This window comes from Arthrobacter sp. Y3223164, from assembly GCF_059091005.1.
Genome location: NZ_JBNHGF010000685.1, coordinates 1 through 858, shown reverse-complemented (window position 1 = coordinate 858; position 858 = coordinate 1). Strand labels below are relative to the sequence as shown.

Genomic DNA, 858 nt, shown 5'->3' with positions numbered 1-858 from the left:
GCCGACGTCGTCGATGCGGTAGCCCGGGACAGCAGCCGCCCGCGTGCCGAACTGGAGCGCCTCCTGCGCCACGAGGCACCCGGCACCGAAGCCCGGCTGGCGGCCTGGGCGCAAGAACTGCAGCAGCTAGAGAAAGAGGTAACGCACCGATGAGCGATCAGCCAGGACAGCGGCACGCATCCCAGTACGGCGGAGGGCCGGCCGTCGCCACGCCGCCCGCCGACGACGACCGCCTGCGCCAGACCCTGCATGACGTCCGCACCGAAGTGGCGAAGGCAGTGGTGGGCCAGGATGCCACCGTCACCGGGCTGCTGATCGCCCTGCTGTCGCACGGGCATGTGCTGCTGGAGGGAGTGCCCGGCGTCGCCAAGACGCTGCTGGTCCGCTCGCTCTCCGCAGCCTTGAGCCTGGACACCAAGCGGATCCAGTTCACGCCCGACCTGATGCCGGGCGATGTCACGGGCTCCATGATTTACGACACCCACACGGCCGAATTCCGCTTCCGGGAGGGCCCGGTCTTCACGAACATCCTCCTGGCCGACGAAATCAACCGGACGCCGCCGAAGACGCAGGCCTCGCTGCTGGAAGCGATGGAAGAACGCCAGGTGTCGGTGGACGGCACCTCACGGAAGCTGCCCGAACCGTTCATCGTGGCGGCCACGCAGAACCCGGTGGAATACGAGGGCACCTACCCGCTGCCGGAAGCGCAGTTGGACCGCTTCCTGCTGAAGCTCACCATGCACCTGCCCGACCGGGACGCGGAAATCGAAATCATCCGCCGCCACAGCCAGGGCTTCGACCCGCGCGACCTGCAGGCCGCCGGGGTGCGGGCCGCCGCCTCCGCCGAGGACCTGGTGC

At 69.1% G+C, this 858-nt stretch carries 1 protein-coding gene; it reads left to right on the top strand.

Translation table 11 applies throughout. The features are described from left to right. Positions 1-149 precede the first annotated feature (149 nt). The coding region (locus tag AC5RUJ_RS17395) for an AAA family ATPase (RefSeq protein WP_494156394.1) at positions 150-858 on the top strand (709 nt) is incomplete at its 3' end.